The sequence below is a fragment of the Thalassospira profundimaris WP0211 genome (assembly GCF_000300275.1).
Taxonomy (GTDB): domain Bacteria; phylum Pseudomonadota; class Alphaproteobacteria; order Rhodospirillales; family Thalassospiraceae; genus Thalassospira; species Thalassospira profundimaris.
In genome coordinates this window covers 78479-99103 of sequence record NZ_AMRN01000005.1, presented here as the reverse complement: position 1 = coordinate 99103, position 20625 = coordinate 78479, and the positions used below count along the sequence as shown (strand labels likewise).

18 protein-coding genes are annotated in these 20625 nt (G+C 55.7%); 6 read left to right on the top strand and 12 right to left on the bottom strand.

What is annotated here, in order from left to right:
• Positions 1-206 precede the first annotated feature (206 nt).
• Entirely contained in the window at positions 207-2030 is a 1824-nt protein-coding gene (gene glmS, locus TH2_RS11040; RefSeq protein ID WP_008890512.1) for a glutamine--fructose-6-phosphate transaminase (isomerizing), read from the bottom strand.
• Between the two features lie 80 nt (positions 2031-2110).
• On the bottom strand, positions 2111-3454 hold the full coding sequence (gene glmU / locus TH2_RS11035; protein ID WP_008890511.1) for a bifunctional UDP-N-acetylglucosamine diphosphorylase/glucosamine-1-phosphate N-acetyltransferase GlmU: 1344 nt from the start codon (positions 3452-3454) through the stop codon (positions 2111-2113).
• Positions 3455-3713: 259 nt separating this feature from the next.
• Between glmU and TH2_RS11030 the strand changes: the two genes are divergently transcribed.
• On the top strand, positions 3714-4391 hold the full coding sequence (locus TH2_RS11030; protein WP_008890510.1) for an HAD family hydrolase: 678 nt from the start codon (positions 3714-3716) through the stop codon (positions 4389-4391).
• Positions 4392-4493: 102 nt separating this feature from the next.
• Here the strand turns inward: TH2_RS11030 and araD are convergent, their stop codons facing one another.
• From araD to chvE, 4 genes are all read right to left on the bottom strand, one after another.
• On the bottom strand, positions 4494-6242 hold the full coding sequence (gene araD / locus TH2_RS11025; protein WP_008890509.1) for an L-arabinonate dehydratase: 1749 nt from the start codon (positions 6240-6242) through the stop codon (positions 4494-4496).
• Positions 6243-6410: 168 nt separating this feature from the next.
• Positions 6411-7595, bottom strand: a complete 1185-nt coding sequence (gene mmsB, locus TH2_RS11020; RefSeq protein WP_008890508.1) for a multiple monosaccharide ABC transporter permease — start codon at positions 7593-7595, stop codon at positions 6411-6413.
• 10 nt (positions 7596-7605) lie between these two features.
• Positions 7606-9129 carry a multiple monosaccharide ABC transporter ATP-binding protein gene (mmsA, locus tag TH2_RS11015; RefSeq protein WP_008890507.1) on the bottom strand — a complete coding sequence of 508 codons (1524 nt, stop codon included), beginning with the start codon at positions 9127-9129 and terminating at the stop codon, positions 7606-7608.
• Between the two features lie 148 nt (positions 9130-9277).
• Positions 9278-10357, bottom strand: coding sequence for a multiple monosaccharide ABC transporter substrate-binding protein (chvE, locus tag TH2_RS11010; protein ID WP_008890506.1), 1080 nt, complete (start codon positions 10355-10357; stop codon positions 9278-9280).
• 234 nt (positions 10358-10591) lie between these two features.
• On the opposite strand from chvE, the gene TH2_RS11005 reads away from it, so the two are divergent.
• The 5 genes from TH2_RS11005 to msrB all read left to right on the top strand — a co-directional run bounded on the left by TH2_RS11005 (position 10592) and on the right by msrB (position 14546).
• Entirely contained in the window at positions 10592-11578 is a 987-nt protein-coding gene (locus TH2_RS11005) for a LysR family transcriptional regulator (RefSeq protein WP_008890505.1), read from the top strand.
• 95 nt (positions 11579-11673) lie between these two features.
• Positions 11674-12738 carry a hypothetical protein gene (locus TH2_RS11000; protein ID WP_008890504.1) on the top strand — a complete coding sequence of 355 codons (1065 nt, stop codon included), beginning with the start codon at positions 11674-11676 and terminating at the stop codon, positions 12736-12738.
• Positions 12739-12919: 181 nt separating this feature from the next.
• The gene (locus TH2_RS10995) at positions 12920-13474 is read left to right on the top strand and encodes an AAA family ATPase (RefSeq protein WP_008890503.1); all 555 of its coding nucleotides are present in this window, start codon (positions 12920-12922) and stop codon (positions 13472-13474) included.
• A gap of 15 nt (positions 13475-13489) precedes the next feature.
• Entirely contained in the window at positions 13490-13963 is a 474-nt protein-coding gene (locus TH2_RS10990; RefSeq protein ID WP_008890502.1) for a thermonuclease family protein, read from the top strand.
• A 142-nt stretch (positions 13964-14105) separates the two neighbouring features.
• Positions 14106-14546, top strand: a complete 441-nt coding sequence (gene msrB, locus TH2_RS10985) for a peptide-methionine (R)-S-oxide reductase MsrB (RefSeq protein ID WP_008890501.1) — start codon at positions 14106-14108, stop codon at positions 14544-14546.
• A gap of 49 nt (positions 14547-14595) precedes the next feature.
• On the opposite strand, the gene TH2_RS10980 is transcribed toward msrB, so the two are convergent.
• The 6 genes from TH2_RS10980 to TH2_RS10955 are packed head-to-tail and all read right to left on the bottom strand — an operon-like array spanning position 14596 to position 20562.
• A complete protein-coding gene (locus tag TH2_RS10980; RefSeq protein WP_008890500.1) occupies positions 14596-15069 on the bottom strand; it encodes a phosphatase domain-containing protein in 474 nt (157 codons plus the stop codon).
• Positions 15066-15656, bottom strand: coding sequence for a histidine phosphatase family protein (locus TH2_RS10975; RefSeq protein ID WP_008890499.1), 591 nt, complete (start codon positions 15654-15656; stop codon positions 15066-15068). The genes TH2_RS10980 and TH2_RS10975 overlap by 4 nt, the downstream gene beginning before the upstream one ends.
• Before the next feature lie 34 nt (positions 15657-15690).
• Positions 15691-16779: an MBL fold metallo-hydrolase gene (locus tag TH2_RS10970; RefSeq protein WP_008890498.1), complete on the bottom strand. Its 1089-nt coding sequence runs from the start codon at positions 16777-16779 to the stop codon at positions 15691-15693.
• Entirely contained in the window at positions 16779-17861 is a 1083-nt protein-coding gene (locus TH2_RS10965) for an ABC transporter ATP-binding protein (protein ID WP_008890497.1), read from the bottom strand. The genes TH2_RS10970 and TH2_RS10965 overlap by 1 nt, the downstream gene beginning before the upstream one ends.
• A complete protein-coding gene (locus TH2_RS10960) occupies positions 17849-19585 on the bottom strand; it encodes an ABC transporter permease (protein ID WP_008890496.1) in 1737 nt (578 codons plus the stop codon). Before TH2_RS10960 ends, TH2_RS10965 begins: the two co-directional genes overlap by 13 nt.
• Entirely contained in the window at positions 19585-20562 is a 978-nt protein-coding gene (locus TH2_RS10955) for an ABC transporter substrate-binding protein (RefSeq protein WP_008890495.1), read from the bottom strand. Before TH2_RS10955 ends, TH2_RS10960 begins: the two co-directional genes overlap by 1 nt.
• Positions 20563-20625 lie beyond the last annotated feature (63 nt).

Here is a 20625-nt window from a genome sequence, read left to right as displayed (position 1 = left end):
CATTACATCGCACAAACGACACTGTCGAACCTGGGCTTAACTGATTGACTAAAATAAGTTATTTTACTTTCTTGCCTTCTATGAACTAATTACACACAATTTGATATCAAACACACACCACATTTACATAGTCCATTGTGTACACGCACAAAAAGGCCAGATACATCTGGACCAAACCTCTGTATTTTTCCCGACACGGGACGCGCTTATTCAACCGTTACTGATTTCGCAAGGTTGCGTGGCTGATCGACATCGGTGCCTTTGTGAACAGCAACGTGATAGGCCAGCATCTGCACCGGGATGGTGTAAAGGATCGGTGCGACGAAGTCGGCGACCTTGGGAAGCTCGATCGTAGCAGAGGCCATATCGCCCAGTTTGGCTAGGCCTGGCGCGTCGGAAATAAAGATCACCCGGCCGCCACGTGCGGCAGCTTCTTGCATGTTTGAGGCGGTTTTTTCAAACAGCTCATCGGACGGCGCAATGACGATGATCGGAACCGACTGGTCGATCAGGGCAATCGGGCCGTGTTTCATTTCACCAGCCGCATAGCCTTCGGCGTGGATATAGGAAATTTCCTTGAGTTTGAGCGCCCCTTCCATCGCAATCGGATAACCCAGACCACGACCGAGATAGAGCACGTCACGCGCATCGGCGATATCAAGGGCTAGCTGTTTAAGTGCCTCGTCATGATGCAGCACTTCGGCTGCATGTTTTGGCACTTCGGTCAGCGCAGTGACGATGGCGGCTTCTTCGTCCTTGGCAAGGGTGCCGTTTTCACGACCAATGGTCACCGCAAGGCAGGCGAGAACTGTAAGCTGCGTCGTAAACGCCTTGGTCGAGGCCACCCCGATTTCAGGTCCGGCATAGGTCAGAAGCACCACATCACTTTCGCGCGCAATCGTGCTTTCAGGCACGTTGATGATCGATACGATCTTCTGGCCCTTGGACTTCGCGTAACGAAGGGCTGCCAGAGTATCAAGCGTCTCGCCCGACTGCGAGATGAACAGGGCAACGCCGCCTTTTGGCAGCGGCGGGCAGCGATAGCGGAACTCGGATGCCACGTCGACATCCACACCCAGACCGGCATAGCGTTCGATCCAGTGCTTTGCCACCAGACCGGCATAGAACGACGTTCCGCAGGCGACAATCGTCAGGCGCGATGCATCGGCAAAGGAAAACGGCATGTCCGGCAGTTTGATCGTCTGGGTCGCCGGGTTGATGAAAGCATGAAGGGTATCGCCAATCACCGCAGGCTGCTCAAAGATTTCCTTCTGCATGAAGTGATTGTAATTGCCTTTGCCCATCATGGCGCCGGAAACAGCCGACAGTTTGGTTTCGCGGGAGACGTCTTCGTCATTTTCATCGCGAACCTGAACGCTATCGCGGGTCATTTCGACCCAGTCGCCTTCTTCAAGGTAAATCAGCTTGTTGGTCAGGTGCGACAGCGCCATGGCGTCTGAGCCAAGATACATCTCACCCTCGCCCAAACCAACGGCAAGCGGCGTACCACGACGGGCGCCAAAGATGACGTCATGCTGACCGGCAATCATGATTACCAGTGCAAAGGCACCTTCGATCCGATGCAGGGTCGCCGCCACGGCGTCACGCGGGCTTTTGCCCTGATCAAGGAAATCGGACACCAGATGCACGACCACCTCGGTATCGGTGTCGGTGGCAAATACCCGCCCCTTGGCAGTGAGCTCCGCCTTGATTTCCTGGAAGTTCTCGATGATGCCGTTATGAACAACGGCAACCTTGCCATCGGTATGCGGATGGGCGTTGTTTTCGGTCGGAACACCATGGGTCGCCCAGCGGGTGTGGCCAATACCAACATCACCTGCAAGCGGCTCGTCGCTCAAACGGTTGGCGAGGTTGATCAGCTTACCTTCTGCGCGGCGGCGTTCGATATCGCCATTGACCAGGGTCGCAATCCCGGCACTGTCATAACCGCGATATTCAAGGCGTTTGAGCCCTTCAAGAATGCGATCGCTGACGCTGTCTTTGCCGATAATCCCGATAATGCCGCACATATTGGTTTTCTTCCTGCTTTATATCGCGTGTCTTCTGGCCACCCGAAGACGCGTGGCAATTTCAAAATCTTTGTTTTGGGCTATTTCTTGCCGGTCAGTTGGCTCATTTTTTCGCGAAACTTGGCCGCCCAGCCCTTTTTCTCGATCCGTTCGGCCCGGGTCAGGGTCAGCGCATCTGCTTCGACCTTGCCGGTGATCGTGCTGCCCGCGCCAACAATCGCGCCATCGCCAATTTCGACAGGTGCGACAAGCGATGAGTTCGAACCGATAAACGCCCCGGCACCGATGTCGGTATGCTGTTTGCGGAAGCCGTCATAGTTACACGTGATCGTCCCGGCACCGATATTGGCCTTGGCACCGACACGGGCGTCACCGATATAGCTCAGATGATTGACCTTTGCCCCGTCTTCGACAACGGCCTTCTTGATCTCGACGAAGTTGCCAACCCTTGCACCGGCACCGATTTCGGCCCCCGGACGCAGACGGGCATAGGGACCGATATCAGCCCCCTCGCCGACGACACAGCTTTCAAGATGGCTGAATGCCTTAATCACGGTGTTATCGCCAACAACAACGCCCGGGCCAAACACGACATTCGGTTCGACAATCACGTCACGGCCAAGCTTGGTGTCCGCACTAAAGAACACGGATGCCGGATCAATCAGGGTTGCGCCATCCACCATCGCCTGTTCACGCAGGCGGTCCTGAAGGATTCCTTCGGCCACAGCAAGCTGGGTGCGCGAATTCACGCCAAGGGTTTCGGCTTCATCAACCTCGACCGCGACACAGCTCTGCCCATTTTTCTGCGCCACTTCGACCGCATCGGTCAGGTAATATTCACCCTTGGCATTGGCGTTATCAATCGCCTCAAGGGTTGCGATCATGTCCTCGGCCTTAAAACACATCACCCCGGAATTACAGAAATTGATCTGACGCTGTGCGTCGTTGCATTCCTTATCCTCGACGATCGCTGTTAGGTTGCCATTCTGATCTGTGACCAAACGGCCATAACCGGTCGGGTCTTCGGGCCGGAAGCCCAGAACCGCCACCGCGTGATCATTTTCTTCGCGTGCCGCGACCAGGCGCGCCAGTGTTTCGGCGGTGAAAAGCGGGCTGTCGGCATAGAGCACCAGAACATTGCCCGTTAGGCCCTTCAAGCCATCCTTGGCAGCAAGAACGGCGTGCGCAGTCCCAAGGCGATCTGTTTGCTCAAAGGTCGGATGCGGCGCAACGGTCTTGATCAGATCCGGCATATCCGGGCCAACAACGACCATGGTCTTTGCGGCCTTCAGATGGGCAGCGGTGTCAATGACATGCCCCACCATCGGCTTGCCCGCGACCTTGTGCATGACTTTGGGCAGTGCGCTTTTCATGCGCGTGCCCATCCCGGCGGCCAAAACAACAACACTTAGTTCAAGAGACATTTATAACCCTGTTGGCTGCGCCATTCCGCAGCATCCCCTTTGCAGGCACCATCACGATGAAGTGTGATGCAAATATTCCCGTTCGCAGCAAGTCTTAGAACATATTCCCTGGCAGCAAAAGCCCATAAAGAATCACGTTTTGTTACCAGCTGTTAGCAGATGTTACCGATTGTTAATGGCACGGTTTCCGTTAAGTTCCTATAAACCATGCTGCACTTGTCACCACTGCTGCCAATTCACATCTAAGGAGCCCCACCCGATGGCCAAATTCATTCTGTTCGACCTTGATGGCACCCTGATTGACGGGGTCGATGACATCCTGTTTGCGATGAATGATTTGCTGGCCGCCCATGGTCATGCGCCGCTTGTTCGTCATGATATCGAGGCCATGCTGGGGGATGGCACCTGGATGCTGACCAAACGCGCCTTTGCCGCACGCGGATCAAAGCCCACGGATGCGATGCTGGACGAGCTTAATGTCGATTTCAACGCGCGATATGTCGAAACCGACTACGTCTATACCCGCCTGTTTGAAAACGCCGAAACAGTCCTGCGCCAACTGAAATCAGATGGCTGGACGATTGCGCTGGCGTCGAACAAGCCCGAAGCCCCGTGCAAGGCAATCCTGACCAAGCTTGGCGTTGCCGATCTGTTTAGCGTCATCGCTGGCGGGGACAGCTTTGAGGTCAAAAAGCCCGATGGTCGTTTCCTTGGCTTTGTGCTGGGTCAGCTTGGCTTTGATAAATCAACCGACACCGCAATCATGGTTGGCGATCACGCCAATGACATGAATGCAGCCCGCGCTGCCGACATTCATGCAATTGCCGTTGCGATGGAGGTCGATGATACGCGTGCCAAATCGCTTGACGCGGATGCGGTTGTGACCGGCTATGCCGACCTTGTATCGGCGATAAACGGCATTATAGATCGAGCCTGACAAACCAAAACCGGCCAGCAACGCAATGCTGGCCGGTCTGGCGTGTATCACATGTCACCCCCCAGCGACATGTGATCGTAAATCAAATCCCGGCAGGATCAATCAGTGACTATCCTTCGGAATTGCCTTGCCGCGATGACCGACGAGGAAGTCGAAGTCGGCCCCGCGATCTGCACCAATGACCGATTTGTAATAGAGCGAGGCATAGCCGCTTTCAGGGACCGGAACACTATTTTTCCAATCTTTCAGGCGCTGGGCCAGCTCTTCATCGCTGATATCGAGATGCAGGCGACGGTTGGGGACATCAAGCTCGATCATGTCGCCATTCTTAACGACCGCAAGCGGGCCACCGGCCGCGGCCTCGGGCGAGGTATGAAGCACGACCGTGCCATAGGCCGTGCCGCTCATGCGGGCATCTGAAATACGGACCATGTCGGTGATACCCTTGCGGAGCACCTTGGGCGGCAGGCCCATATTGCCGACCTCTGCCATGCCCGGATAGCCTTTCGGGCCGCAGTTTTTCAGAACCATGATGCAGGTTTCATCGATATCAAGGTCCTCGTCATAGATCTTGGCCTTGTAATCATCGATGTCTTCAAACACCACAGCCCGACCACGATGGGTCAGAAGTTCCGGGGTTGCGGCCGATGGTTTCAGGACCGCACCATTTGGTGCGAGGTTGCCTTTGACAACGGCAATGCCGCCACTGGCGGTCAGGGCCTTTTCGAACGGGCGAATGACGTCCTCGTTCCAGTTGCGGACATCCTTGACCTGTTCCCACATGGTTTCACCCGAGACGGTCAGGGCATCGTTATGAAGCTTGCCAGCCTCGGCCAATGCCTTGATCACCACAGGCAGACCACCGGAATAGAAGAATTCCTCCATCAGGTAATCGCCAGACGGCTGCAAGTTCACAATCGTCGGGATATCACGGCCCAACCGATCCCAGTCATCCAGCGACAGATCGATGCCGACACGTCCGGCAATGGCAAGCAGGTGAATAACCGCGTTGGTCGAACCACCGATTGCGCCGTTGACCCGGATGGCGTTCTCGAACGCTTCCTTGGTCATGACGTCTGACGGTTTCAGGTCATCCTTGACCATCTGAACGATACGGCGACCGGTAATGTGCGCCATCACGCGACGGCGGCTGTCGACAGCCGGGATGGCCGCATTGCCCGAAAGCGCCATACCAAGCGCCTCGGCCATGCTGGCCATGGTCGATGCGGTACCCATGGTGTTGCACGAGCCCGGCGACCGCGACATGGCAATTTCAGCTTCAAGGAAATCTTCGGTGCTGATCTTGCCAGCCTTGCGGTCCTCGGAAAGCTGCCAAAGCGATGTGCCTGACCCGATATCCTCACCGCGCCATTTGCCATTGAGCATCGGCCCACCGGTGACAACAATCGCCGGGATATCAACACTGGCCGCGCCCATCAGAAGCGACGGCGTGGTTTTATCGCAGCCCACCATCAGGACAACGCCATCAAGTGGCGTTCCGCGCAACATTTCCTCGACATCCATCGAGGCAAGGTTACGGAACATCATCGCAGTCGGGCGCAGCGTGCTTTCACCGGTCGAGAACACCGGGAATTCAAGCGGAAGACCACCAGCCTCGTAGATGCCGTGTTTGACGCGTTCCGCCAAATCGCGCAGATGGGCATTACACGGGGTCAGTTCCGACCAGGTGTTACAAATGCCGATCACCGGACGTCCGTCAAACAGATCCGATGGCAAGCCCTGGTTCTTCATCCAGCTGCGGTGATAGATATTGTCCTTGCTGGTTCCGCCGAACCATCCCTCTTGCGAGCGGAGGGTACGCGGCCAGGGTGCCGGTTTGAACTTCGTCATGCCCGTTTTCCTTTTTGACTTATTATCGTGACGGATCCGGTGATGTGCGGTTGGGATGGCCGCACACAGGACTTTGAACGACACGCATCAGCAACCAGCGCCATAAACCAATTATGGTGAAACCGGTTGGTGTGACACCGATGCGTATCGTTCCGCGCCATCGTGTTGTTACGCCTTGTTTTTGTTGTAGACGTCGAGGATCACAGCCGCCAAAAGCACGAGGCCCTTGATCACCTGCTGCCAGTCAATACCGACACCGATAATCGACATCCCGTTATTCATGACACCCATGATCAATGCGCCAACGACGGCACCAATGACCTTGCCAACACCGCCTGACATCGACGCGCCACCAATAAAGACAGCGGCAATAACGTCAAGCTCAAACGCAAGACCGGCCTTTGGCGTTGCCGTGTTCAGACGGGCGGCAAAGACCAGCCCGGCAAGGGCGGCCAACATGCCCATATTGGCGAATGTGAAGAAGGTCAGGCGTTTGGTATTGATGCCCGAAAGCTTGGCAGCCTTTTCATTCCCGCCGAGCGCATAGATACGACGGCCCAAAGTGGTGCTGTTGGTGATGAAGGTAAAGATCGCAATCAGAACCGCCATGATCACCAGAATGTTTGGCAATCCGCGATAGGTCGACAGCAGATAGGTCACAAACAGGATCGCAATCCCCGCCACCGCATGTTTGATGACAAATACGGCCATCGGTTCTTCGACTGCGGCAAACTTCTCCTGTTTGGCGCGCGAACGCAGACCAAGGATCGGCAGCAATGCCGCCAGAACCACACCCAGCGTCATCGAAAAGACGTTAAAGCGTCCCTCGATCAGGCCACCAAAGAAGTCCGGGATAAAGCCCGACGACATCGCCTGGAAGCTGTCGGGGAACGGACCAACCGATGCCCCACCCAGAAGTGCTAGCGTCAAGCCCTTGAACACCAGCATCCCCGCCAGCGTCACAATAAAGGACGGAATGCGCCAATAGGCCACCCAATACCCTTGGGCCGCACCAATGATGGCCCCGGCAATCAGGCAGACCGGCACGACCAGAACGGTTGGCAAGTCCCAATTAACGATCATCACGGCGGCCAGCGCACCGATGAAGCCAACGACAGAGCCGACCGACAGGTCAATATTGCCGCCAACAATCACCAGCAACATGCCAACAGCCATGATGATGATATAGCTGTTTTGCAGGAACAAGTTGGTCAGGTTGACCGGCTTGAGCATGATGCCGTCGGTCAGGACCTGGAAGAAGGCCAGAATGGCAACCAGCGCAACAACCATGCCGTATTCACGAATGTGGGTGCGCAGATAGTAGCCGATTGATTTGGTTTCAGTATCCGTCATTGTCTGTTCCTCAGCCTTTCAGGATCATGCGCATGATTGCTTCCTGGCTTGCGTCTTTCGCCGCAAGCTGTCCTTTGATCTCACCTTCGTTCATGACGTAGATGCGATCGCACATGCCCAGAAGCTCCGGCATTTCCGACGAGATCATGATGACCCCCTTACCGTCGGCTGCCAGTTGGTTGATAATCGTATAAATCTCGTATTTCGCCCCGACATCAATGCCGCGCGTCGGCTCATCAAGAATGAGCACTTCGGGTGCCGCAAACAGCCATTTTGACAAAACGACTTTCTGCTGGTTGCCGCCCGAAAGGTTCATCACCTTCTGTGCGACATTGGGGGTTCGAATGTTGATTTTTTCCCGGTATTCCTCGGCAACGGATCGTTCCGCGCCGTCATTGAGAACACCGTTTTCCGAAACACCCGGCAAGTTCGCCAGCGTAATGTTGGTCGTGATGCTTTCTTCAAGGATCAGACCCATTTCCTTACGGTCTTCGGTGACATAGGCCAGTCCCGATGCAATCGCCTTTTCCACGGTCGATACATCGACCGGCGTGCCATTGATCAGGATTTCACCGGAAATATCAGTGCCATAGGACTGACCAAAGATGCTCATGGCGAGTTCGGTCCGACCAGCGCCCATCAGGCCTGCGATGCCCACAACTTCACCGGCCGCAACATCAATGCTGACATTATCAACGACCTTGCGTTCGGGATGCAGCGGATGGGTTGCCGACCAGTTGCGGACTTCCATCAACTTGCCTGAACCGATACTTGGCGTGCGTTCCGGATAGCGGTGCGCCATATCGCGCCCGACCATGTCCTTGACGATATGGTCTTCGGTAATGTTGCCACCGCGCGCATCAAGGGTCGAAATTGCCTTGCCATCGCGGATAACCGTGATGCGGTCTGCCACCCGGTTGATTTCATTCAGCTTATGCGAAATCAGGATCGAGGTAATGCCCTGCGCCTTGAATTCCAGCAACAGGTCGAGCAGCTTCTGGCTGTCATTTTCCTGAAGACTTGCCGTCGGCTCATCAAGGATCAGCAGCTTCACTTTTTTCGAAAGCGCCTTGGCGATTTCGACCAGTTGCTGTTTGCCAACCCCGATATTGGTGACCAACGTCGCCGGGTTTTCTTTCAAACCGACTTTTGACAGCAACTCACCGGTGCGCGCAAAGGTCGCAGGCCAGTTGATCACGCCATTTTCGCTGATTTCGTTGCCCAGAAAAATGTTTTCGGCAATCGACAGCAACGGCACAAGTGCCAGTTCCTGGTGAATAATGATGATCCCGCGTTCTTCACTGTCGCGGATATCCTTGAATTCCTGCACCCCGCCATCATAAAGGATGTCACCTTCATAGGTTCCGTGCGGATAAACACCGCTCAGCACCTTCATCAGGGTGGATTTACCTGCACCGTTTTCGCCACAAAGCGCGTGGATTTCCCCGCGTTCAACTTTGAGGCTGACATCATCCAGTGCCTTCACACCCGGAAAGGTCTTGGTGATGTTCTTCATTTCCAGGATGGTATCCATCCGGTCCTCCCACTGCCATTGACACTGCAACGGCGTCTTCGTCTGCTTTGGTCTTTGTTTTCCTGGAAACCAGTCGGGCGAGTTGCCCTAGAGCACGTTCAGAAAAGCGGCCCCGGCGCAAACGCCGGGACCTTCAATGCCTAAGCGCTTATTGCACTTCGTCTTTGGTGTAATAGCCTGAACCAATAAGGATTTCTTCCCAGTTGGATTTATCAACCATGATCGGCTCAAGCAGGTAGGAAGGAACAACCTTCACACCGTTGTCGTAAGTGCTGGTGTCGTTGATGGTCGGCTTTTCGCCTGCAAGGACACTGTCAACCATCGAAACGGTCACGCGTGCAAGTTCACGGGTGTCCTTGAAGATGGTGGAATACTGTTCACCAGCCAAGATCGACTTGACCGACGGCAGTTCAGCATCCTGACCGGTAACGATCGGCATTTTCATATCGCCGGAACCGTAACCAACGCCTTTAAGCGAAGACAGGATACCAATCGACAGCCCGTCATACGGCGACAGAACACCATCGACTTCTTCATCGGTGTAATGTGCCGAAAGAAGGTTATCCATACGGGCCTGGGCAACGGCACCATCCCAACGCAGGGTACCGACCGTGTCCATGCCCATCTGGCCAGATTTGATCACGATGGTTCCTTCGTCGATCAGCGGCTGCAGGATCGACATCGCACCGTTATAGAAGAAATACGCGTTGTTATCATCCGGCGAACCGCCGAACAGTTCAACATTATAGGGCGGCTCACCCGATTCAATCAGGCCATCAACCAGCGAGGTGGCCTGCTGGACGCCGACCTGGAAGTTATCGAAGGTGGAATAATAATCGACATTCGGGCTTTCAACGATCAGGCGGTCATAGGCGAAAACCTTGATGCCTGCTGCTGCTGCGTTTTCCAGCGCATTCGAAAGCGTGGTACCGTCAATCGCCGCGATCACAAGGACGTCGACGCCCTTAACGATCATGTTTTCGATCTGGGACAGCTGGTTGGGAATATCGTCTTCTGCGTACTGAAGATCGGTTTTGTAGCCGGCAGCTTCAAACTGCTCGACCATGGAATTTCCGTCGGAAATCCAACGTGCCGAAGATTTGGTGGGCATTGCGATCCCGACATAGCCTTTTTCATCGGCATGGGCGTAACCGCCGGAAATCATCGGGCTCATCATTGCGGCCGCGCCAAAGGCGACCCCTGCCATTACGGCACCGAGACGTTTCATAGCTATCCTCCCTAAAAGACACGGCATACATGCCATTATTCTTTACGCCCGACTTTCACAGGCATTCGTGACCTGCATACGTCGTGTCTTTGTTTTCAATTGATATTGCATCCTATTTCCCAAAGGACACGGCGCCATTATTCAGACGCCCTACATAACAATCAAATAAACATTTTCGAAACTTGCATATCAAAATTGATATACTAAAATCACGCCATACCGGAGGAATCCATTATGGCCAAGACATCCAATCTGCTCCCGCTCAGTTCTGCCAAATCCCTGCTTTTCCGCTCTGGCAACCTGTTTCAGAGGGGGCTTAAGCTTAGTCACCTGCGCATGATTGTCGCCATGGAAGAGACCGGTCAGATCAGTCTGGCGGCTGACATGCTCAAGACATCCCAACCGGCTGCCTCTAGACTATTGTCTGAGATGGAAACCATCCTTGAGGCGCGTTTATGTGTCCGCAGTGCGCGCGGGATCGAGATGACCAATGCCGGACGCGCCCTTGCCAGACGCGCGCGCAGCATGCTGATTGAAATCCGCGAAGCCGAACGCGAGATCGAGGATATCAAACATGGTGGCGGCACTGTCTTCATTGGCGCTGTGACCGCCGCAGCCGTTGAACTGGTCGTCCCTGCCATCCGAAGTGTTCAGGCCGTCAACTCCTTGCTTGAGGCCCATGTCGGGGTTGGGCCATCGCATTTGCTGATCAAGGATTTGCTGGCCGGTGATCATGACTTTGTCATTGGCCGCGTGCCCGAAGACATGGACCCGCGCCTGTTTAACATCCGCGAAATCAGGAGCGAGAAAATCCGCCTGATGGTGCGAACCGGTCATCCGCTGCTTGAAAGCAACAAGCCGATCACCCTTGCCCGTCTTGCCCAGTTTGAATGGATCTTGCCGCCGCCGGGCAACCTGATGCGCCGCACGATCGAAGATGTGTTTATTTCGCGCCACCTGCCCTTGCCGCATTCGAGTTTGAACTCCGCATCCCTTCTGGTGACGCTGGCGACCCTTGCCGACACCAACGCCATCGCCCCGATGGCCGAGGAAGTCACAACCCTACTGACCAGTGGCGGGCTGATTACCGAATTGCCCTTTGATGGCGCGATTGAAATCAAACCCTATAGCCTGATCACCGCGCGCGGCCATCGGCTTTCACCCTCGGCACAACTGGTTTCCGATCATATTCTCGCACGCATCGAAAAACCGCATGGCTAGGCTGATCGTCATGCAATTGTTTGCACTGTGAAGCTCTCCAAAACTGGCGTAAGCTTCTGAGACAAAACAAGACATGTTGTGACCGAGAGTAAAACATGCCCGCAAGCCTTCGATATCTCAGCGCCCTGTTCGTCGTCGTCTCGCCCCTGATCGCATCGGGTGCGCACGCCAGTGCGACCGATGACAGCACGGCGGAAATGTCCGATATGGACCGCCCGGCCGCCTTTGCGGTCATGGACATGCGCGCCAGCACTGCATGGGCGATCAATCATTTTCAATGGCTGGACCCGAACGAAGAGGCACTTGAAACCCTTGTGTTTTCGGCTGGCAAAGGTCCGATGCGGCTTGATTTCGTCATGGACAATATCGTTCCGTCCTATTGCGAACTCCGCCCCGATCCCCAGAATTGCGATGGTCCGGGCGTCCCGGTCAGCTGGATGGAAGATGTCCCGCAAACCATCTGCATGGATATTCCGCTTGTGCTTAAGGCGCGCCACAAGGATGTTTTGAAAAAGGCCGACCTTCTGTGCCTGCAACCGCAAAGCAACCTGCTTTTCCCCGATGACTGGATTGCCGGCAATGGCTGGCCCCAAGTTCATCTGCACCAGACCGTCACACCGCGCAAAATCCGCAATGAAGGCAGCACGGCGATCATTGACCTTGTCATAACCGATGCCATTGCCACGGACATTGCCAACCTGTCCGAACAGGGCTATGGCCCCGCCAAAATCGGCATGAGCGATGATGAACTGCGCGATGTGATCGGCCCAAACCTTGATACCTTTATTGCCGGCGATGATGAGAGCTGCACCTATCTGCAACGCGATCTTGATCCGTCCGGACTGGGCTACATGGTTCTTGATGGCAAACTTGCCCGGGTGTCGCTTTATGGTGACGAGCATGATGTTGCCACAAGCCTCGTGCGCACCCGTAATGGCCTTTCCATCGGATCGACCAAGGAAGATGTATATGCCGCCTTTGCCGGTCAGACATTAATCGAGGAAGAAAACGAATATCTTGGCCCGGACGGGCGCTATGTCACTTGGTGGCAGGATGAGGCCAAAACGCACGGCATCAGGTTTGAGATTGATGAAAACGGCACGGTCATCGCCATTCATGCTGGCAGCGATGCCATCACATTGATCGAAGGCTGCGTCTAATCCCCGACAACCAAGCAGCACCGCATTTTCTTTGTAATTGACTTGGCATGCCAAGGCGGTAAAAGCGCGTCTTGCGCAGATCATACAGAATCTCGTCACTACCCAAAACCAACAACAATATTGCCATCCCCTTGCCGCAAAGCCCGACCAGAACGGCGTGCTTGCGGAGACACGAACACGAATGCAAACACCCATAACGTCCAACCTTGTTGTCCTTACCGGCGGTCCCGGTACGGGCAAAACCACATTGATCAATCATCTTGATGACCGGGGCTTTGACACCAGCCCCGAGGTGGCGCGTGCCATCATCGAAGAGCAGCTTGAACGCGGCGGCACCGCCCTGCCGTGGGAGGATAATGATGCCTATGCCGGGCTGATGTTCCGCCGATCCATCCGCGCATGGCAGGAAGATATCCAAAATCACCCGCGCACGGTTTTCTGTGACCGCGGCCTGCCCGACACCTTGGCGCACCGCAGGCTTTCGGGATTACCGGAAAACCCCGACCTCATCCGCGCGATCAATACCTATCGCTATCACCGGGTGGCGTTCGTCCTGCCGCCCTGGTCGGAGATCTATAAAAACGATGCGGCACGGACACAAAGCTTCTCCGAGGCCGTCAGAACATATGTCGTGCTGTGCCGGACCTATCATGAATGCGGCTATGAACTGGTCGAAATTCGCAAAGGCCCGGTCGAACAACGCGCCGCCCAGATCCTTGCCCGCCTCAAACTCTAAGAAACACGCCCCAAGATGACGTCAAACAAACCCACATCCCGATTTGCCAAACGTGCCGTCATGGCATGCGCAGCCGCAATAACGATGATCGCAAGCCTGCCGGCCATTGCCGCCTGCTATGACTGGCCGCTGCGCGAATATCGCGGCAACTATGCCTATGACGGCGACACGATCTATGTCGCCATTCCCGGCCTGCCGGATGAAATCGCCAATATGTCGGTGCGCGTGCGTGGTGTTGATACGCCTGAAATGCGCGGCCAATGCGAGAGTGAAAAGCAACTGGCGCAAAAGGCGCGCGACTATGCCCGCCAACGCCTGAAAACCGCGACATCAGTTCAATTCTGCGAACCGGAATGGGGCCGCTATGGTGGGCGTGTGGTGGCGTCTGTGCGGGTCGATGGCAGCCCGCTTGATCTTGAGCTGATCGAAAACGGCCTTGCCCGCCCCTATGACGGCAAAACCAAACGCCAGCCCTGGTGCCAAGGTTGAGTGCCAAGGCTGAGTATCAGGTCTGATCAGATCAGCTTTTGATGTCACTTCGGTGTGAAGTCACTGGACAACAGCGATATTCCAACCATCTTTGCAAACAGGAAATCGCCAGACCGAAGTTCAGAAGGCTAAGTGACGAAATATGAGCAAATATCACAAAGACCCGGATGCCATCCGCGACCTGTCGCCCGAACAATATTATGTGACACAGGAAAGCGGCACCGAACCGCCGTTTCGCAATGATTTCTGGGACCATAAGGAAGACGGGCTTTATGTCGATATTGTCTCGGGCGAGCCGCTTTTTACCTCGCGCGATAAATTCGATAGCGGCTGTGGCTGGCCAAGCTTTGTAAAGCCCGTTCAGTCCGAACATATCGTTGCCAAGGAAGACAACACGCACGGCATGCGCCGGATTGAAGTCCGGTCCAAACATGGCGACAGCCACCTTGGCCACGTCTTTCCCGATGGCCCAAAGGATCGCGGTGGATTGCGTTATTGCATCAACTCGGCGTCCCTTCGCTTTGTCGCGATCGAAGATCTTGAGGCCGAAGGATACGGCGAATATCGCCATCTGTTCGAATAAACAGACAAAAAAGACCGGCGCGAAGCCGGTCTTTTTATTTGTGTGAGGATTAAAAGTCGCCAGGTGCGCACTGCAAACAGGTCAGCCCCATGTCGCGCCATTTATCGACCACCCGTCTGCGATCATCGACCACCAGCCACGGGTTAAAGCCATCCTCGATGATCTTGGCCAGAAGGTCTTCCTTGACCTCTTCATCGGTGCGGTGATCGGCATCCATGGGGCGCAGATACATACCATCAAACGGGATATCATGCGCACGCAGCCAGGATTCTGATCGGTGTTGCCATCCCGCCGGGCGGCCCGAACAGATCAGGATCGCATGGCCGGATGCATGCAGGATGCGCAACAGTTTCTCGATATTTTCGATCGGTTTGGCGTGGTCCATGGCGTCAAAGAACGCATCCCACTGTTTTTCCACACCATGAACCAGATGCCCCAAAGCATCGGCATCAAAATGCGCCAGCGTGCCATCCATATCAAACACGACTGCATCACGCGCATCACGGGCTTTGGGTTCAGTCACGCAGAAATCTCCTTGATCAGGTTTTCGGTCAAATTTTCATACTCCCAGCCGATTTCCATCGGGCGGAACAGGATCGGGGTGGCGTTGGGCACGCGCGGGCCGTCGGCCTCAAACCCGGTCATGTAAAGAATGCAGCGCGCCACACCGGAATGAGCAACGATCACGGTTAGATCATCACTGACCTCGGCCAATGCCTGTTGCATGGCAAAGGACACGCGTTGGCACATGGCATCAAACCCCTCGCCATTGGGCGGGGTGTCAAAGCGCGGGCAAAGCTCGGAGATCGGGCGACCTTCCAGATCGCCCCAATGACGTTCGCGCAGACCATCAAGCACCCTGGCGTCATAATCGGGCAACACCAGATTGGCCGTCGTGCGTGCCCGGTCCTGCGGACTGACATAAACTGCACGCCATTTCGCCATCGCCATCAGTGGCGCAATCGCCACCGCCTGTTCGCGCCCGGTTTCATTCAGCGGCGGTTCGTTTGACCCGGCAATGATCCCCGCCCGGTTGGCATCGGTTTCCCCGTGCCGGATGAAGACAAACGGCAGTTTGGGAAAATCGAACTTTTCAGCGGCATAGATCATGACCGGACATCACCTTTGTTGGAAAACGCATGCATTACAAATAGAACCGATCTGCAAGCTGTAGCCGCCCGTCAAACCCGTCGACAAGCCCAAAATCCTCTGGCCGGCTGGTGAAAAGCGGCACGACCTGCATGGCATGGCATTGATTGGCAAGGTCGATCACATGGCTTGCCAGCGGGTGCACGTTCCAACGCCGGAAATGGGCATGGCCCTTTTCGACCATCTTGCGCGCCTCGATCGGCATGAAACCGGTAAAGATCACATGCGCACTTGCCCCCATGCGACCAGCATCCTGCCACTGATCAATGAGTTCGCGCGCCTTGCCAAAGGTCGCGCAGGGCGCATGACACAGCAACAAGCGTGCGTCGGGATTGAAATGCTTTGCCTTGTCCTTAAGGCTGCGCAATTGGCGGATCGCATCACTTGAAACGTAATCCGATCCATGGGCATCAAGCACCTGCTTGACCTGCCCATAGCAGCGATCATCCATCGACCAGTCGGCCAGCCCGTGGCGCTCGAACAACAACGCCATTTCCGCCGCCCGGCCACTGGGCGGCACCGGAAACAGGATCTGCCCATCCAGCTTTGTCATGGTGGTCAAAAGACTATCAATACGGACCTGCTGGGTCAGCTGTTCCATGCCATAGGACGCATCAAGCAACACGGTGGCGGCATCAGGCGGCGTGTCATAGAGGAAATAATCGGATTCCTGACAGAAATCGCCGGAATACAGCACCCCGCCACCCAGTTCGAAATGCAGCCACACACCGCCGAATGAATGGCCGGTGCGCCCGGTGGTGACGGTTACGCCATCGACTTGAATTTCCCCATAAGGCGGCAGCGGGATGACATTGGCCCCCTTGGGAAGGGAACGCGCGGTGACTTCGGTGCAATAGATCGGCAAACCGGCATCAACGATTTCGCCCGCCGCCCCGATATGGTCGATATGGTCATGGGTAATGAAAACAGCGTTAACTTTATTAAGCCACGCCGGATCAAAACCCTGATCACTTTCGGGACCTACCCCGCAATCAAGCAGCCAGCGCCGGTTAAAGAATTCCAGTCGCAAACAGGCCGGGCCCTTTTCACCAAGACCGGAAAGAACACGCATACGGGCTGACATCAGGCGGCCTCACCCGACATGCGATCAAACACCCAGCCGTCATTGACCTGAAGGCCAACTTGATCTCCGATCCGGGCCCGGCGGTTGGCATAGACCGGCAATGTCTGATCCGCGCCAATCCGAACCGAAAGGCGGAACCGCCCGCCGAGATAGACGCAATCATCGACTTGACCGCGCAACGGCGCATCATCCGTGACCCAGACGTCCTCGGGCCGCAGGCAAAGACCGGCATTGGCAGTCGTAAGGCCATCGGCCAGTTTCGGGCAGATGCGCGCTTTAATGCTGCTCTGCCCCAACTGGACAGAACAGTTGCCGTTACTTCCGACCGTCACACCTTGTACCGGCAGGACCGCGCCCGCCCCGACAAAGCCCGCCACCATCAGATCGGCCGGTTCGCGATAAAGCGTTTCGGGCGCTGCCATCTGGCGAATATGGCCCTTGTCCATCACCGCAATCCGGTCGGCCATTGCCATGGCCTCAGCCTGGTCATGGGTGACGTAAATCATCGTCGCCCCGGTACGGCGATGGAAATCCAGAAACGCCTGCTGCATGGTTTCGCGCAAATGGACATCAAGGTTGGCCAACGGTTCGTCGAGCAACACCGCCCGCGGTTCCATGACAAGGCAGCGCGCCAGTGCCACACGCTGACGCTGCCCGCCCGAGAGTTCCGACGGGCTGCGATCGGCATAGGGACCAAGGGCAACGATATCGAGCGCCTCGGCAATCTTGCGGTCCTGATCGGCACGGCTGAGCCCGCGCACTTCCAGCGGATAGCCGACATTGCGCGCAACAGTCATATGCGGCCACAGGGCATAGGACTGAAACACGATGCCAAGATTGCGATCCTCGGGACTGACCATGATGTTATTTTCCGGACTTGCCATGATCTGACCGCCGAGTGAAATCTGGCCGTGATCGGGTTCTTCAAACCCGGCGAGCAACCGCAAAAGCGTCGTCTTGCCGCAACCGGACGGGCCCAGCAGAGCCACGAATTCCCCATCGGCAATATCAAGCGAGACCTGATTGACCGCCCGATAATCGCCAAAGCATTTGGTAATGCGCGAAAGATTTATGTCTGCCACGGTACAACTCCTTTGGGCAAACGACGCGCGGCAAGCTGAAAACAGCTCATCAGCGCGATCACCACCAGCACGACCAGAACCGCCACGGCCGAGGCCAGAACGGTGTCGCCACTGTCATCAAGATTGAAAATCAAAACGCCCAACGTCTCGTTCCCGGCCGACCACAAAAGGGCCGAAACGGTCAGTTCGTTAAAGGCGGTCAGGAACACCAAAAGCGCACCGGCCGCAGCCGAAGGGGCAGCAAGTGGCAGCAAGATATCGCGCAAGCGTCGCGACAACCCGGCACCACAGGCCTGGGCGGCTTCTTCAAGGGCCGGGTCAAGCTGGGTAAAGCTGTTCATCACCGGACGTAGCGCAATCACCAGAAAACGCGCCAAGTACGCGACAAAAATGATCGCAAGCGTGCCATACAAACTGACATCAATCAGCGGAATGCGGATAAACAGCAAGATGCATGCAATCGCCAAAACCACACCCGGAAGCGCATAAGGCACCTCGACCAGAAGATTGATCAGCTTGGTCAGGTTCGATGGCCTGCGCACCATCACATAGGCCAGCGGCAGGCACATCAAAACAAGTGTCACCGCCGCCCCCACGGACAAAACAAAGCTGTTCTGGAATGCGCGAATGGTGGATGGCTGCACGAACATGACTTCGTGAAACGCCTCGAACGTCGCATTGGCAAATGTCAGCTTGACGCCAAAGGCCGGCACCAGTGCGGTGGTAAAGAGTGCTAGAAGCGGAATGACCAGAATGGCAACCAATACCGTCCAAAGGGCCGTTTCAACCAATCCCCGGCGCGCACCGAGTTTGACATCCAAAGGACGCCCGACCATCCCCATCAGACGATAGTCACGTTTGGACAGCAAACGGTGATGCAGCGCCACGCCGCAAATCGCAATAGCCCCGATCAGCATGGCAAGAACGGAAACCTCACCCAGAACGGACGGGCCGAACCCGGCAAGCTTTTGATAAATCAATGTCGGCAGCGTCTGGTAGCCTGCCGGAATACCCAGCATCGCCGGAATGCCAAAATTGCCAAGCGCGGTGACAAAGGCCATCGCCGTACCGGCAATCAGGCCCGGACTGGTCAGCGGCAAAATGATCTGCCACCACAAACGCCCGCCGCGTGCGCCGGCCAAACGGGCGGCTTCGATCTGTTCACGTGGCAGCATGCGCAAATTGGCGCGCAATGTCAGAAACACGATGGAGGCATGCTGGATCCCCAGCAAAAGCGCGATGCCTTCTGCGGAATAAAGCGGTTGGGGCGATCCCAGCGGTGGGGCCATGCCAATGGCGTTCAAAAGCGCACTGCTGGGTCCGGTCAATTGCACCCAACTAAGGGCCGTGATCTGTGGCGGGATCATCATCGGGATCATGAAACAGAACACCAATGCCGCCTTGGCACGTATATCGGTCAGTGCCACCAAGAAGGCAAAGGCGCCCCCGATCAAAAGGGAAATAATCGTTCCCAGACCCGCAGTATAAAGACTGTTTGCCGTGGCCCGCCAGGTTGATGAATTGCCCAGCACGTCGTGAAAATAATCAAACGAAGGCACACCACCGACCATGACGCCTTCAAACCCAAGGCGCAGGATCGGCAAAATCGAAATAATAAATACCGGCACCACCAACCAAATCAGCAACCGGTCCGAAGACCGGTTGCCATTTGGTTTGGCGATTATGCCAGGCAGAACGCCGCGAAGGCGACCTGTAGCCTGCATTATTCAGCCCCGAACATGTCTGCGAATTTCTGTTTGTTGGCTTCGGCCTGTTCCAGCGCGATGGCCGGATTGAAGTCCATCAACTTGATCTCGCTGCGTACCGGGAAACCGGCCGGAAGCGCCATGTCGTTACGCGCCGGGATGTAACCCATATCAAGCACCAGTTCCTGACCCTGTTCGGACAGAAGGAAATCAACGAACTTGTGCGCGGCATCAACGTTCTTGGCGTCTTTCATGATCGCGACCGGCTCGGTCACATATGTGACACCTTCAGACGGGAAGACGAAATCAACCGGCGATCCATCAGCTTTGCCACGGATGGCAAGGAAGTCGACAACCACGCCATAGGGCTTTTCACCCGAAGCAACCGCCTTGAAAGTGCCGCCATTGCCCCCCTTGGCGCGTGCTTCGTTGGCTGCCAGTGCCTGATAGTAATCCCAGCCAAGATCCTTGTTCTCGGTCAGGGTGGAGAGGTGAATAAGCGCCGCACCGGAATAAAGCGGGCTTGGCATTGCGATCTGGTTTTTCACCGCCGGATCAGCAAGGTCTTTCCACGATTTCGGGGCTTTGACGGCGGTGTTGTAAACGATGCCGCTGGTGATCAGCTTGGTCGAATAGTAATAGCCTTCACCGTCATAAAGACCGTCTTCATAGGCACTTGCTTCACCCGATTTATAGGCCTGAAGCTGACCTTCCTGCTTGAGACCTTCAAGGGTTACGGTATCGGCAATCAGAAGAACATCCGGGCGCGGGTCGCCTGCGGCGATTTCCGCACGCAGTTTCGCCATCAGTTTGGTGGTGCCGTCACGGACCCACTCAACTTCAATTTCCGGGTTGGCAGCCATAAAGGCATCAACAGTGGTCTGGGCATCCTTGTTCGGCTGGCTGGTATAAAGAACCAGCTTTTCAGCAGCCTGCCCAACAACCGGCAGCATCATCGCGGCAGAGGCAACCGCAGCAAGAAGAACGTTACGCATGATCGGCATCCCTTAGATCGAAAAGAAGGTTTCGTTCGAAAATGTTTCGATCCGGAAGCTATC

Coding starts and splice junctions, on each gene's coding strand:
- glmS (WP_008890512.1), bottom strand. CDS start 2,030: ATGTGCGGCATTATCGGGATTATCGGCAAAGACAGCGTCAGCGATCGC.
- glmU (WP_008890511.1), bottom strand. CDS start 3,454: ATGTCTCTTGAACTAAGTGTTGTTGTTTTGGCCGCCGGGATGGGCACG.
- TH2_RS11030 (WP_008890510.1), top strand. CDS start 3,714: ATGGCCAAATTCATTCTGTTCGACCTTGATGGCACCCTGATTGACGGG.
- araD (WP_008890509.1), bottom strand. CDS start 6,242: ATGACGAAGTTCAAACCGGCACCCTGGCCGCGTACCCTCCGCTCGCAA.
- mmsB (WP_008890508.1), bottom strand. CDS start 7,595: ATGACGGATACTGAAACCAAATCAATCGGCTACTATCTGCGCACCCAC.
- mmsA (WP_008890507.1), bottom strand. CDS start 9,129: ATGGATACCATCCTGGAAATGAAGAACATCACCAAGACCTTTCCGGGT.
- chvE (WP_008890506.1), bottom strand. CDS start 10,357: ATGAAACGTCTCGGTGCCGTAATGGCAGGGGTCGCCTTTGGCGCGGCC.
- TH2_RS11005 (WP_008890505.1), top strand. CDS start 10,592: ATGGCCAAGACATCCAATCTGCTCCCGCTCAGTTCTGCCAAATCCCTG.
- TH2_RS11000 (WP_008890504.1), top strand. CDS start 11,674: ATGCCCGCAAGCCTTCGATATCTCAGCGCCCTGTTCGTCGTCGTCTCG.
- TH2_RS10995 (WP_008890503.1), top strand. CDS start 12,920: ATGCAAACACCCATAACGTCCAACCTTGTTGTCCTTACCGGCGGTCCC.
- TH2_RS10990 (WP_008890502.1), top strand. CDS start 13,490: ATGACGTCAAACAAACCCACATCCCGATTTGCCAAACGTGCCGTCATG.
- msrB (WP_008890501.1), top strand. CDS start 14,106: ATGAGCAAATATCACAAAGACCCGGATGCCATCCGCGACCTGTCGCCC.
- TH2_RS10975 (WP_008890499.1), bottom strand. CDS start 15,656: ATGATCTATGCCGCTGAAAAGTTCGATTTTCCCAAACTGCCGTTTGTC.
- TH2_RS10970 (WP_008890498.1), bottom strand. CDS start 16,779: ATGTCAGCCCGTATGCGTGTTCTTTCCGGTCTTGGTGAAAAGGGCCCG.
- TH2_RS10960 (WP_008890496.1), bottom strand. CDS start 19,585: ATGCAGGCTACAGGTCGCCTTCGCGGCGTTCTGCCTGGCATAATCGCC.
- TH2_RS10955 (WP_008890495.1), bottom strand. CDS start 20,562: ATGCGTAACGTTCTTCTTGCTGCGGTTGCCTCTGCCGCGATGATGCTG.